This is a genomic window from Comamonas testosteroni TK102 (genome assembly GCF_000739375.1).
Classification (GTDB): Bacteria; Pseudomonadota; Gammaproteobacteria; order Burkholderiales; family Burkholderiaceae_C; genus Comamonas; species Comamonas brasiliensis.
Genome location: NZ_CP006704.1, coordinates 3455109 through 3467974, shown reverse-complemented (window position 1 = coordinate 3467974; position 12866 = coordinate 3455109). Strand labels below are relative to the sequence as shown.

Below are 12866 nucleotides of genomic sequence, written 5' to 3'. Positions count from 1 at the left end.
GGCAACCTGCGTCGTCAAACTCTTGTGGCTGTGCGGCCCAACTCGCTGCGCGTGCTGTGCACGCTTCGCTCAGACAAGCGGCCGCAAGTCAGAGCACGATGCGTCTGCACTCTGCGGTGCAGCCGCGTACCGCAAGAGATTGCCGCCGCAGGCGCGGGCACAAGGGGCGATACCGGATACGGGATAGCTTCTTTTTGATAGCTGCTATCGCTTTCTGGATAGGCGTTTGAGGTCGATTTCGTCATAACTCTTGCAGGCCACCCGCACCCCCCGTGACGCAGGTTTGCCCGTAGCGAAGCGCAGGGACGCGGACGGTCGGGGACGCCTAGTCTGAAAGCGTTCTTTGCTGACTTCCCGGTGGTCCGGCATATCGGCGTGTCAGAAAGCAAGTCGCCTGCCGGGGCGAAACCCGGGCCCTGTCGCTGGCGACAAGGCAGAGCTGGAATAATATTGCTCCAGCTTGTATAGCGGCCTGCGCCCGCGCTTGGTTCGGTTGGAGGCCTTTGGATGCTTAAGGAAAGTTAATGGAAAACCGCAAAATCGGCCCATTCAGCGTGGCCAGTGTCGCACTGGGTTGCATGAATTTCTGCCATGCCTACGGCAACCCCGTCTCCACCGAGCAGTCGCACGCCGTGCTGCATGCGGCGCTGGATGCGGGCGTGACGCTGTTCGACACCGCTGCTCTCTATGGCTTTGGCGCCAGCGAATCGCTGATCGGCCCTGTGCTCAAGCCTCACCGCAACCACATCACCCTGGCCAGCAAATGCGGCATGGCCGGCGTGCGCGGCGAAGACGGCGTGATGCGCCGCGTCATCGACGGTCGTCCCAAAACCCTGCGCCAGAACTGCGAAGACAGTCTCAAGCGTCTGGGCACCGATGTGATCGATCTCTACTATCTGCATCGCTGGGACAGGAACGTGCCCATCGAGGAGTCGGTGGGCGAGATGGCACGCCTGAAGGAAGAGGGCAAGGTTCGCGCTCTGGGCCTGTCGGAAGTGGGGACCGATGCGCTGCGCCGCGCGCACAAGGAGCACCCGATTGCCGCGCTGCAAAGCGAATATTCGCTGTGGTCGCGCAACGCGGAGCTGGGCACGCTCGCCGCCTGCAAGGAACTGGGCATTGCCTATGTGGCCTTCAGCCCCATGGGCCGCGCCTTCTTCAGCGGCAAGCTGCAGCAGGTGGACAACCTGGTCAAGGGCGATATCCGCGCCTCCATGCCGCGCTTTGCCGGCGAGGCCTATGCGCAGAATCTGCGCCTGCTGGCGCCCATGCAGGCCGTGGCGGAAAAGGCCGGCTGCACGCTGGCCGAGCTGGCCATCGCCTGGGTGCTGCACCAGGGTGAGCATGTGATTGCCTTGCCCGGCACCACCAGCGTGGAGCATCTGCACGAAGACATTCGCGGCGGCAGCGTCAAGCTTGGTGCCGAGCTGCTGGCCGAGCTCGATGACATCTTCAAGCCCGAAGCCATTGCCGGTGATCGCTATGCACTGCAAGGCCAGGGCGAGGTGGATACCGAGAAATACGCGTTTGAAAAACGCCCGGCCTGAGGCCGGTTGCAGATTGCGCTGGCGGGCTCGGGCGGCCTAGGCGGGCAGGGCGTGCAGGGGAATATCCCTGTCCTGGGCCAGCTGCATCAGCTCAGCACAGCTGCGCGCGGCCAGAAACCGGGCCACGCCCTGATGGATCTCGGGCTTGCGCATATCGGTTGGGTGGCTGAGCAGCAGGTCCGCCGCTTCGCTCAGGCGCTGGGCAAAGTGAGGCTCCAGCGCGGCCACGGCCACGATGCCGTCGGCGCAGGGGTAGATGCGGTAGCCCGCATGGGCGCCGCCGACATCGCCCGCGGGCTGGGTCAGGCCCCAGTGCCAGGGCAGGGCCAGCCATTGCGCGGCCTGGGCCAGTCCGACTTCGCGCAGGATGCCGCGTCCGCTGCGGCTGCTGACCAGCACGGCCTGGAGCACGGCCTCGCTGGCCATCAGCGCCCCCGCCATATCGGCAAACAGGCTGGGGGGCAGTGCGGTGCTGTGCACGAGGCCTGCTTCGGCCTGATAGGTGAGGTCGTGGCCGGGAACATCGGCCAGCTCGCCCGCGCTGCCGACCACGCGCACCAGCGACAGTCGCGGGTAGCGCTGCTGCAGGGCTTCCCAGCCCAGGCCCAGCTTGCTCAGGGCAGAAGGACGGAACGAGGTCAGCAGCACATCGGTTTGCGCCAGTTGCGCATGCAGGCTGGCCTGACCTTCGGCGGTCTTGAGATCGGCCTGCAGGGTTTGCACCTTGTCATGCATCTGCGCGTAGGCATCGGGACAGTAGAGGCCCATGGGGTCGGCGCTGCGGCCTGCGCCGGGGGCCAGGGGCTCGAGCTTGCGGCAATCGGCTCCCATGCCGGCGCAGCGCCACAGGGCGGCGGGGCCGGGCAGGTTCAGAGCCAGGCTGAGTATGCGAATTCCTTGCAGGGGCTGAATGTCGGTGCTGGGCATGAGTGGGAGTATTCCTTGTCTGGACTTGCGCAAACCAGGGTGCATCAGGATGGCTTGCTAGAAGCGAAGCCCTTGCCTGAGCCGATTGGCACCAGTCGTGCTTGTGCAACTGCAGTTGTAGTGCAAGCGGGGCCCTGGTGCTGGCACTTTCAGGACAGTCTGTTGCGCTGGCGATGCTTTCAGGCGCTGTTGCGCTGTGGCAAGCTTGCCCTATCTGTAAAAAAACGCCCCTAGGGGCGTGTTCGATTGACCGAGATGCGTAGACGTACGCTTTTGTCCCTGGGCGCAGCCTCCGTGCTGGCCGCCGGCGGGGGCTGGAAGGCTTTTTCCATGAACTCCACTTCTTCTTCCCTGTTGCCCGAGCAGCTGCTGCAGAAGCTCAAGCCCTCGCCGCGCATGCCGGTGATGTTTCTCGGCCATGGCAGCCCCATGAATGTGATCGAGGACACGCACTGGCGCCAGAGCTGGAAGGCGCTGGGCCAGGAGCTGACGGCCAAGGGCATTGCGCCGCAGCTGATTCTCTGCGTCTCGGCCCACTGGCTGACCGAGTCCGACTGGGCGCTGACCGGCATGGCCCAGCCGCGCACGATTCATGATTTCGGCGGCTTTCCGCAAGAGCTGTTCGATCAGCAATATCCGGCCCCCGGCGCGCCCGAGGTGGCCATGCAGCTGGCGGCCGAGCTGCATTCGCCGCTGGACGGATCGGCGCTGCTGGTGGACCAGAAATGGGGCTTCGACCACGGCACCTGGTCGGTGCTGCTGCCCATGTTTCCCGAGGCCAGCATTCCCGTCATGCAGCTGAGCATGCCCTATGGACTGGCGCCCGAAAAGCATTTCGAGATGGGCCGCCAGCTGCGCGCGCTGCGCGACCGCGGCGTGCTGATCGTGGGCAGCGGCAATGTCGTGCACAACCTGCGCGCCATGCAGCGCGGTGCCAGCGACAACCAGGCCTATGACTGGACGATTCAGTTCGACACCGAAGTGCAGCAGCGCCTGGACAGCGGCAATCTGGCCGATCTGAGCACCTTCCTGGACTGGGGCCCGCAGGCCCGTCTGGCCCATCCCACACACGACCACTATCTGCCCCTGCTGTATGCGGCAGGGGCGGTGCAGGAGGGCGAAGCGCCGCGCGTGTTCAACACGGCCTACCAGTATGCGGCGCTGTCCATGCGCTCGGCCATCTGGGGATTGAGCGCCTGATATGATTTTGATAGCTTGATGCGCTTTTTTTAAAATGGTTTTAGATACTTTTATATCTGAAAACTATATGGATAAATCACTAGCAGCTATCAAATATTGATCGGGCACTGAAGCTGGCACCGAAGCGGCCATAAAAAAAGAGCAAGGGACTAAAAGTCCGTTGCTCTTTTGCTTTCAGGGACCAGGCCCTGCATCGCGCGCTTAGATCACGGCGGCGATGGCCTTGCAGACATAGTCGATGTTCTTGCTGTTCAGCGCAGCCACGCACATGCGGCCGGTATCGGTGCCGTAGACGCCGAATTCGGAGCGCAGGCGCACCATCTGGTCCTTGGACAGGCCGGAGTACGAGAACATGCCGATCTGGGTGGTGATGAAGGACATGTCTTGCTGCACGCCGGCAGCCTTCAGACCGTCAACCAGCTTCTGGCGCATGGCCTTGATGCGCACGCGCATCTCGCCCAGTTCCTTTTCCCACAGAGCGTGCAGCTCGGGGTTGTTCAGCACCGCAGCCACGACGGCGCCGCCATGGGTGGGAGGGTTGGAGTAGTTGGTGCGGATGACGATCTTCAGCTGCGACAGCACGCGAGCGGCCTCGTCCTTGTCGGAGGCCACCACGGACAGGGCGCCCACGCGCTCGCCGTACAGGCTGAAGCTCTTGGAGAAGGAAGTCGAGACAAAGATGTCCAGGCCGGCGGCCACAAACTTGCCGATCACGGCGCCGTCTTCGGCGATGCCGTGGCCAAAGCCCTGGTAGGCCATGTCCAGGAAGGGGATCAGGCCCTTGGCCTTGACGACGGCAATCACTTCATCCCACTGAGCGGCAGTGATGTCGTAGCCGGTGGGGTTGTGGCAGCAGGCGTGCAGCACGACCACGGTGCCGGCGGCGGCAGCGTTCAGGTCGGCCAGCATGCCGGCGAAGTCGATGGAGCGGGTCGCTGCATCGTAGTAAGCGTAGGAGCCGACTTCAAAACCTGCGTTGGTGAAGATGGCCTTGTGGTTTTCCCAGCTGGGGTTGGAGATCAGGACCTTGGCGTTGGGGTTGAGCTTCTTCAGGAAGTCGGCGCCGATCTTCAGACCGCCGGTACCGCCGATGGCTTGCACGGTGGCCACGCGGCCGGACTTGACCACGTCGGACTCGGCACCGAACACCAGGGCCTTGACGCCGTTGTCATAGGCGGCGATACCGTCGATAGGCAGGTAGCCACGGGCGGTGGGCTTTTCCATCATGGCCTTCTCGGCGGCCTGCACGCACTCCAGCAAGGGCAGCTTGCCGTTGTCGTCGAAGTACACGCCCACGCCCAGATTCACTTTGTTGGGGTTTGCGTCAGCAGCAAATTGCTCGTTCAGACCCAGGATGGGGTCGCGGGGGGCCATTTCGACGGCGGTAAACAGAGACATGAAAAAATCCTTGAGGGATGGAAATAAGTCAGGTCACCCCCAGCTATTGCTCCGAGAGCGTTTGACGGACAGGGCATTGCCCGGTGCTCGAAAAAACGCATCAGCCTAGGTTAGGCTTGAGGGTTGGGCTGCCATTCTACTCGCGCTTACCCTATGCGTCATGGACATGAGATCATGCAAGAACAAAATATGACTGCCGAGCCGCAAGGCCGTTTCGTGCAATATCCGGACTCGCCGTTCGAGCTGTTCCAGCCCTATCCGCCCGCTGGAGATCAGCCTACGGCCATCGAAAAACTGGTCGAAGGCGTCAATGACGGCGAGTCCTTCCAGACGCTGCTGGGCGTGACGGGCTCGGGCAAGACCTTCACCATGGCCAATGTGATCGCGCGTCTGGGCAAGCCGGCCATCGTTTTTGCGCCCAACAAGACGCTGGCGGCACAGCTGTACTCGGAGTTCAGGGAGTTTTTCCCGAAAAATGCGGTCGAGTACTTCGTCAGCTACTACGACTACTACCAGCCCGAAGCCTATGTGCCCCAGCGCGACCTGTTCATCGAAAAGGACAGCGCCATCAACGAGCACATCGAGCAGATGCGCCTGTCCTGTACCAAGAGCATCATGGAGCGGCGCGACGTGGTGATCGTGGCCACTGTCTCGGCCATCTACGGCATCGGCGAGCCCGAGAGCTACCACCGCATGATCATGACGCTGCGCGCGGGCGACACGCTCAACCAGCGCGACGCGATCGCGCAGTTGATCCGCATGCAGTACCAGCGCAACGACCAGGATTTCTCGCGCGGCACCTTCCGCGTGCGCGGCGACACCATCGACGTGTTTCCGGCCGAGCATTCGGAGCTGGCCGTGCGCATCGAGCTGTTCGACGACGAGGTCGAAAGCCTGCAGCTGTTCGATCCGCTCACGGGCCGGGTGCGCCAGAGCATTCCGCGCTTCACCATCTATCCCAGTAGCCACTATGTGACGCCGCGCGACAAGGTGCTGGCGGCCGTGGAGACCATCAAGGAAGAGCTGGCCGAGCGCCTCAAGCAGCTCGTGGGCATGGGCAAGCTGGTGGAGGCGCAGCGCCTGGAGCAGCGCACGCGCTTCGATCTGGAAATGCTCAGCGAAGTGGGACACTGCAAGGGGATCGAGAACTACACGCGCCATCTCTCGGCCTCCCGGCCCGGCGATCCGCCCAGCACGCTGACCGACTATCTGCCGCGCGACTCCATCATGTTCCTCGATGAGAGCCATCAGATGATCGGCCAGCTCAACGCCATGTACAACGGCGACCGGGCGCGCAAGACCACGCTGGTGGAATATGGCTTTCGCCTGCCGTCGGCGCTGGACAATCGCCCGCTCAAGTTCGAGGAGTTCGAGCAGCGCATGCGCCAGGTGGTTTTCGTCTCGGCCACGCCCGCCGAATACGAAAAGACCCATGCCGGGCAGGTGGTGGAGCAGGTGGTGCGTCCCACGGGCCTGGTCGATCCCGAGATCGAAGTGCGGCCGGCCATCCACCAGGTCGATGACGTGTTGCAGGAGATCCGCCAGCGCGTGGAGCTGGAGGAGCGCGTGCTCATCACCACGCTGACCAAGCGCATGGCCGAGCAACTGACCGAATACCTGACCGACAACGGCGTGAAGGTGCGCTATCTGCACTCCGATGTGGACACGGTGGAGCGCGTGGAAATCATCCGCGACCTGCGCCTGGGGGCCTTTGATGTGCTGGTCGGCATCAACCTGCTGCGCGAAGGCCTGGATATTCCCGAGGTCTCGCTGGTGGCGATCCTGGATGCCGACAAGGAAGGTTTTCTGCGTGCCGAGCGCAGCCTGATCCAGACCATCGGTCGCGCGGCGCGCAACGTCAACGGCAAGGCGATTCTCTATGCGGACCGCATCACCGAGTCCATGAAGAAAGCCATCGGCGAAACCGAAAGACGCCGCGAAAAACAGATGGCTTTCAATGAAGCCAACGGGATCGTGCCCAAGCAGATTGTCAAGAGGGTGAAAGACCTGATTGATGGTGTCTACAGCGAAAAGAGCGGCAAAGAGGCTGAACGCCTGCAGGAGCAGGCCCTACAGCAGGCACGTGTCGAGGACATGACAGAGAAAGACATCGCCAGGGAGATCAAGCGTCTGGAGAAGCAAATGCTCGAGCACGCCAGGAACCTGGAATTCGAGCAGGCAGCGCGTGTGCGAGACCAGCTCTCGCTTCTCAAGCAGCAATTGTTCGGCGCGGCGCCGTAGGAATATTCCTTCGCAACCCTCAGGGTTATTACGTGAGTGCACGCTGTTACCCGACAAAATTGATGGGGAATGTGATATACTCGCATCAAACACTCAACAACAAACTTCCCTCACAGAAGGGCTCTGAACCTAATCACAGGACGGAGTAAGGGCGGAGACTGTGCTCGTCTAGGTACTGTGACCAGGCGTGCGTTTCTGTAACGAACAATCCTGACTGAAGGAGCTCGTATGCGTCTTACGACCAAAGGCCGCTTTGCGGTCACCGCGATGATCGACCTGGCACTGCGCCAGAACAATGGCCCCGTGACCCTGGCTGCCATCAGCCAGCGTCAACAAATTTCGCTGTCTTATCTGGAACAGCTGTTTGGCAAGCTGCGTCGCCACGAACTGGTGGAATCCACCCGTGGCCCCGGCGGCGGCTACACGCTGGCCCGCAAGGCAACAGACATCACCGTGGCCGACATCATCGTCTCGGTGGATGAACCCATTGATGCGACCCAGTGCGGTGGCAAGGAAAACTGTCTGGGCGAAGCTGGTCGCTGCATGACCCATGAACTGTGGGCCGCACTGAACCAGCGCATGGTGGAATTCCTGGACTCCGTCACGCTGCAAAAGCTGGTGGACGAACAACTGGCCAAGGGCATCCAGATCGAGGACAAGCCCGTGGTGCGCCGCGCCATCTCCACTGCGCCCGTGGTCAAGCCCATCCGTGTGAACGCACCGAACTCGGTGTTCGCCCTGGGTAACGCCTTCGCGAAATCCTGATCCGCAGCCGCTCGAGCAGTGCTCGTGCGGCGACAACAGGATCACTCTGAAGCCCGACTCCGATAGTCAGGGCCTGGATACATGCATGGCTGTGCGGCATGTTTTCTCGCCCTGATGGCACCACAAGGTGCATCGATTCCTCACGATTTGTCAGCCAAAAACAAGACGAGCCAGTCATGGACATGACCCCGCACTTTCCCATTTATCTCGACTACGGTGCAACCACTCCGGTGGACCCCCGCGTGGCGGACGCCATGATTCCCTGGCTGCGTGAACATTTTGGCAATGCCGCATCGCGCAGCCATGCCTGGGGCTGGGAAGCCGAAGAAGCTGTCGAGAAGGCCCGCAAGCAGGTCGCCGATCTGATTGGCGCCGACCCGCGCGAAATCGTCTGGACCAGCGGTGCGACTGAGTCCGACAACCTGGCCATCAAGGGTGCAGCGCATTTCTACCAAGGCAAGGGCAAGCACCTGATCACCGTGAAGACCGAGCACAAGGCTGTGCTGGACACCATGCGTGAACTGGAGCGCCAGGGCTTTGAAGTCAGCTATCTGGACGTGCAGGAAAACGGTCTGCTGGACATCGAGGTGTTCAAGGCGGCGATCCGCCCCGACACCATCCTCGCCAGCGTGATGGCCGTGAACAACGAGATCGGTGTGGTTCAGGACCTGAACACCATCGGCGCTCTGTGCCGTGAAAAGGGCATCATCTTCCACGTCGACGCCGCTCAGGCTTCGGGCAAGATGGATCTGGACATGCAGACCATGCCCATCGACCTGATGAGCCTGGCTTCGCACAAGACCTACGGTCCCAAGGGCATCGGTGCGCTGTATGTGCGCCGCAAGCCGCGCGTGCGCCTGGAAGCGCAGATGCACGGCGGCGGTCATGAGCGCGGCATGCGTTCGGGCACGCTGGCAACCCACCAGATCGTGGGCATGGGCGAGGCCTTCCGCATCGCCAAGGAAGAGATGGCCAAGGATATGGCACACGCCCGTGCACTGCGCCAGCGTCTGCTCGACGGTCTCAAGGATCTGGAGCAGGTGTTCGTGAACGGTGATATGGACAACGGTGTTCCCCATTACCTGAACATGAGCTTCAACTTCGTCGAAGGCGAGTCGCTGATCATGGGTATCAAGGGCTTGGCCGTGTCCTCGGGTTCCGCCTGTACATCCGCCAGCCTGGAGCCCAGCTATGTGCTGCGTGCCCTGGGCCGCAGCGACGAGTTGGCACACAGCTCTTTGCGCATGACCTTTGGTCGCTTCACGACGGAAGAGGAGATCGACTACGCGATCAAGTCGATCCGCGAAAACGTGCTGAAGCTGCGCGAGCTGAGCCCGCTGTGGGAGATGTACAAAGACGGCATCGACCTCAGCACTATTCAATGGGCTGCACACTAAGCACAGATTACAAAGAGTTCAAGAGGTAGACACCATGGCTTACTCCGAAAAAGTTGTTGACCACTACGAAAACCCCCGCAACGTTGGCTCGTTCGACAAGAGCGATGACTCCGTGGGCACGGGTATGGTGGGCGCGCCCGCCTGTGGCGACGTGATGAAGCTGCAGATCAAGGTCAATCCCGCCACTGGCGTGATCGAGGACGCACGTTTCAAGACCTATGGCTGCGGCTCTGCCATCGCCTCGTCTTCGCTGGTGACCGAATGGGTCAAGGGCAAGACGCTGGACGAGGCTGCGGCCCTGAAGAACAGCCAGATCGCCGAAGAGCTGGCGTTGCCCCCGGTCAAGGTTCACTGCTCCATCCTGGCCGAAGACGCCATCAAGGCTGCCGTGAACGACTACCGCGCAAAGCGCACTGCAACGGAAGCCTGAGGCCATGGCCATCTCAATGACCGAGGCGGCTGCCCGTCATGTGAACCGCTATCTTTCACGTCGCGGCAAGGGGATTGGCGTGCGCCTCGGCGTGAAGACCACGGGTTGCTCCGGTCTGGCTTACAAGCTGGAGTATGTGGACGAGGTTCAGCCCGATGACGTGGTGTTCGAAGACCATGGAATCAAGGTGCTGATCGACCCCAAGAGCCTGGCCTATATTGACGGCACGGAACTGGATTTCGTGCGCGAGGGCCTGAACGAGGGCTTCAAGTTCCACAACCCCAACGAGCGTGATCGCTGCGGTTGTGGTGAGAGCTTTAGAATCTGACTCCCCCTGAGCCGCTTTGCGGCTTCCCCCAGAGGGGGACGACACCTTCGCCGCAAGGCGGCTTTTGCTTGGTGTCTCTGGCCTCTTGGTCAGCTCCCTGGTTTTGAGTAAAGGAAGCCGCCTCAGCTTTGCTGCAGGCGGTTTTTTAATGCCATGAATCTACAATCTGACGACTTTGAATTGTTTGGCCTGCCGCGCAAGTTTGCGCAGGAGCGCAGCCAGATCGACGCACGCTGGAAAGAGCTGCAGCGCGAGGCGCATCCTGACCGTTTTGCGGCGCAGGGTGCGGCCGCGCAGCGTGTGGCCATGCAGTGGTCGGTGCGCATCAACGAGGCCTATCAGCGCCTCAAGGACCCGCTCAAGCGCGCGGCCTATCTGTGCGAGCTGGCCGGCGCTCCGGTGCGTGCGGAAGACAACACGGCCATGCCTGCGGCATTCCTGATGCAGCAGATGGAGTGGCGCGAAGCGCTGGAGGATGCTGTCGGCGAGCAGGAGCTCGATGCGCTGGAGGCCGAGATGCTCGCCGCCAAAAAGCAGATGCTTGCCGAATGCGGCCGTTTGCTGGACGAGGCTGGCGATGCGGTCGCTGCCGTGGAGCAGGTGAGAGCCCTCATGTTTGTTGCGCGATTTGCGCAAGATGTGGATCGCCGTCGCGATCAACTGGGACAATAAGACCCAGAGCAACGCTTTGTGCCCATGGCGCATGGCGTATCCATCTTGAGCGGGCCAGCCACGCTGGCCTCAGACGTTTCAAAAGAAGAATTTCATGGCGCTTTTGCAGATTTCCGAGCCCGGCCAATCCCCCGACCCCCATCAGCGTCGCATTGCCGTGGGTATCGACCTGGGCACCACGCACTCTCTGGTCGCCGCCGTGCGCAATGGCGTGGCTGAATGCCTGCCTGACGATCAGGGGCGTGTGCTGCTGCCGTCGGTGGTGCGCTACATGGAAATGGGCCGCCGCCAGATCGGCTTCGATGCCAAGGCCGCTCAGGCGCAGGATGCCACCAACACCATCAGTTCGGCCAAGCGCTTCATGGGGCGCAGCCTGGCCGATATCGAGTCGCCCGAGAAGCTGCCTTATCGCTTCAAGGCCGAGGACGGAGGCGTTATCTCCATCGAGACTGCGGACGGCGCCAAGACGCCCGTGGAAATCAGCGCCGAAATCCTGGCGACCCTGCGTTTCCGCGCCGAAGACACGTTTGATGACGAGCTCTATGGCGCCGTCATCACCGTGCCCGCGTACTTTGACGATGCCCAGCGTCAGGCCACCAAGGATGCGGCCAAGCTGGCCGGCATCAATCTGCTGCGCCTGATCAACGAACCCACGGCGGCAGCCATTGCCTACGGTCTGGATAACGCAGCAGAGGGGGTCTACGCCGTCTACGATCTGGGTGGCGGTACCTTCGATATCTCGGTGCTGCGCCTTGCACATGGCGTGTTCGAAGTGATCGCCACCGGCGGCGACTCGGCACTGGGTGGCGACGACTACGATGACGCGCTGGCAACCTGGGTCGCGGAAAAGACGGGCACGCAACTGGAGTCGGCAGCAGACAAGACCGCCTGGCGTATTGCCGCGCGCCATTGCAAGCAGGCTTTGACTGATTCTGAAACTGTAGCGTTTACCGCTGATATTTCCTCGGGTTCAGTGTCATTTGATGTCAAGCGTGAGGAATTCATTGCGCTGACTGCTCACTTAACCAGTAAGAGCCTTGCGGCCGTGCGCCGCGCGCTCAAGGATGCAGACCTGGGCCGCGATGAGGTGCAGGGCGTGGTCATGGTTGGCGGCTCCACCCGCATGCCCCAGATTCGCCAGGCCGTGGCCGATTTCTTCGGCAGCGAGCCGCTGACCAATCTCAATCCCGACGAAGTCGTGGCGCTGGGCGCTGCCATTCAGGCCAATCAGCTGGCCGGCAACAATACTGCCGGCGATTTGCTGCTGCTGGACGTGATCCCGCTGTCGCTGGGCGTGGAAACCATGGGCGGCTTGTCCGAGCGCATCATCACGCGCAACGAGACCATTCCCACGGCCCGCGCACAGGACTTCACGACCTACAAGGATGGCCAGACTGCTCTGGCCGTTCACGTGGTGCAAGGCGAGCGCGACCTGGTGGCCGACTGCCGCAGCCTGGCGCGTTTCGAGCTGCGCGGCATTCCGCCCATGGCCGCCGGTGCGGCGCGCATCCGCGTGACCTTCACGGTCGATGCCGATGGCCTGCTGTCCGTCAGCGCCAAGGAGCAGACCAGCGGCGTCGAAGCGCATATCAACGTCAAGCCTTCGTACGGCCTCTCCGACGACCAGATCGCCCAGATGCTGCAGGACGGCTTTGCCACGGCACAGGAAGACATGAAGGCCCGCGCCCTGGTCGAGGCCCGCGTGGATGCCGATCGCATGCTGCTGGCCACGCAGAGCGCGCTGGACGCGGATGGCGATGTGCTCGGCGCCGAGCAGCGCGACAGCATCGACGGCCTGATGACGGCGCTGCGCGCGGCCGTCTCCAGCGATGATCCGGCCGTCGTGGAAGGCGCGACGCAGGCCCTGGCCAAGGGAACCGAGTCATTTGCGGCCGAACGCATGAATCGCAGCATCCAGCAGGCGCTGGCCGGCAAGAGTGTCAACACCATTTAATCCATAA

General features: G+C 62.2%; 11 protein-coding genes. 9 read left to right on the top strand and 2 right to left on the bottom strand.

Annotated elements, in window-relative coordinates:
- The first annotated feature begins 524 nt into the window (after positions 1-524).
- Positions 525-1547 carry an aldo/keto reductase gene (locus tag O987_RS15645; protein ID WP_043373326.1) on the top strand — a complete coding sequence of 341 codons (1023 nt, stop codon included), beginning with the start codon at positions 525-527 and terminating at the stop codon, positions 1545-1547.
- 36 nt (positions 1548-1583) lie between these two features.
- On the opposite strand, the gene O987_RS15640 is transcribed toward O987_RS15645, so the two are convergent.
- A complete protein-coding gene (locus O987_RS15640; RefSeq protein WP_043373323.1) occupies positions 1584-2474 on the bottom strand; it encodes a CoA transferase in 891 nt (296 codons plus the stop codon).
- 273 nt (positions 2475-2747) lie between these two features.
- Between O987_RS15640 and ygiD the strand changes: the two genes are divergently transcribed.
- Positions 2748-3674, top strand: coding sequence for a 4,5-DOPA dioxygenase extradiol (gene ygiD, locus O987_RS15635; protein WP_080731537.1), 927 nt, complete (start codon positions 2748-2750; stop codon positions 3672-3674).
- A 201-nt stretch (positions 3675-3875) separates the two neighbouring features.
- On the opposite strand, the gene O987_RS15630 is transcribed toward ygiD, so the two are convergent.
- A complete protein-coding gene (locus tag O987_RS15630; protein ID WP_003054209.1) occupies positions 3876-5072 on the bottom strand; it encodes an amino acid aminotransferase in 1197 nt (398 codons plus the stop codon).
- 174 nt (positions 5073-5246) lie between these two features.
- Between O987_RS15630 and uvrB the strand changes: the two genes are divergently transcribed.
- The 7 genes from uvrB (at position 5247) to hscA (ending at position 12859) form a co-directional block, all read left to right on the top strand.
- The gene (gene uvrB, locus O987_RS15625; RefSeq protein WP_043376538.1) at positions 5247-7313 is read left to right on the top strand and encodes an excinuclease ABC subunit UvrB; all 2067 of its coding nucleotides are present in this window, start codon (positions 5247-5249) and stop codon (positions 7311-7313) included.
- Between the two features lie 228 nt (positions 7314-7541).
- Positions 7542-8078: a Fe-S cluster assembly transcriptional regulator IscR gene (gene iscR, locus O987_RS15620; protein ID WP_003054211.1), complete on the top strand. Its 537-nt coding sequence runs from the start codon at positions 7542-7544 to the stop codon at positions 8076-8078.
- Positions 8079-8254: 176 nt separating this feature from the next.
- The gene (locus tag O987_RS15615; RefSeq protein WP_029158470.1) at positions 8255-9475 is read left to right on the top strand and encodes an IscS subfamily cysteine desulfurase; all 1221 of its coding nucleotides are present in this window, start codon (positions 8255-8257) and stop codon (positions 9473-9475) included.
- 34 nt (positions 9476-9509) lie between these two features.
- The gene (gene iscU / locus O987_RS15610; protein ID WP_003054213.1) at positions 9510-9905 is read left to right on the top strand and encodes a Fe-S cluster assembly scaffold IscU; all 396 of its coding nucleotides are present in this window, start codon (positions 9510-9512) and stop codon (positions 9903-9905) included.
- A gap of 4 nt (positions 9906-9909) precedes the next feature.
- Positions 9910-10233 carry an iron-sulfur cluster assembly protein IscA gene (gene iscA, locus O987_RS15605; RefSeq protein ID WP_003054214.1) on the top strand — a complete coding sequence of 108 codons (324 nt, stop codon included), beginning with the start codon at positions 9910-9912 and terminating at the stop codon, positions 10231-10233.
- A 153-nt stretch (positions 10234-10386) separates the two neighbouring features.
- On the top strand, positions 10387-10905 hold the full coding sequence (hscB, locus tag O987_RS15600; protein ID WP_043373320.1) for a Fe-S protein assembly co-chaperone HscB: 519 nt from the start codon (positions 10387-10389) through the stop codon (positions 10903-10905).
- A gap of 94 nt (positions 10906-10999) precedes the next feature.
- On the top strand, positions 11000-12859 hold the full coding sequence (hscA, locus tag O987_RS15595; RefSeq protein ID WP_043373318.1) for a Fe-S protein assembly chaperone HscA: 1860 nt from the start codon (positions 11000-11002) through the stop codon (positions 12857-12859).
- Positions 12860-12866: the final 7 nt, after the last annotated feature.

Coding starts and splice junctions, on each gene's coding strand:
- iscR (WP_003054211.1), top strand. CDS start 7,542: ATGCGTCTTACGACCAAAGGCCGCTTTGCGGTCACCGCGATGATCGAC.
- O987_RS15630 (WP_003054209.1), bottom strand. CDS start 5,072: ATGTCTCTGTTTACCGCCGTCGAAATGGCCCCCCGCGACCCCATCCTG.
- iscA (WP_003054214.1), top strand. CDS start 9,910: ATGGCCATCTCAATGACCGAGGCGGCTGCCCGTCATGTGAACCGCTAT.
- O987_RS15615 (WP_029158470.1), top strand. CDS start 8,255: ATGGACATGACCCCGCACTTTCCCATTTATCTCGACTACGGTGCAACC.
- iscU (WP_003054213.1), top strand. CDS start 9,510: ATGGCTTACTCCGAAAAAGTTGTTGACCACTACGAAAACCCCCGCAAC.
- O987_RS15645 (WP_043373326.1), top strand. CDS start 525: ATGGAAAACCGCAAAATCGGCCCATTCAGCGTGGCCAGTGTCGCACTG.
- hscA (WP_043373318.1), top strand. CDS start 11,000: ATGGCGCTTTTGCAGATTTCCGAGCCCGGCCAATCCCCCGACCCCCAT.
- hscB (WP_043373320.1), top strand. CDS start 10,387: ATGAATCTACAATCTGACGACTTTGAATTGTTTGGCCTGCCGCGCAAG.
- uvrB (WP_043376538.1), top strand. CDS start 5,247: ATGCAAGAACAAAATATGACTGCCGAGCCGCAAGGCCGTTTCGTGCAA.
- O987_RS15640 (WP_043373323.1), bottom strand. CDS start 2,474: ATGCCCAGCACCGACATTCAGCCCCTGCAAGGAATTCGCATACTCAGC.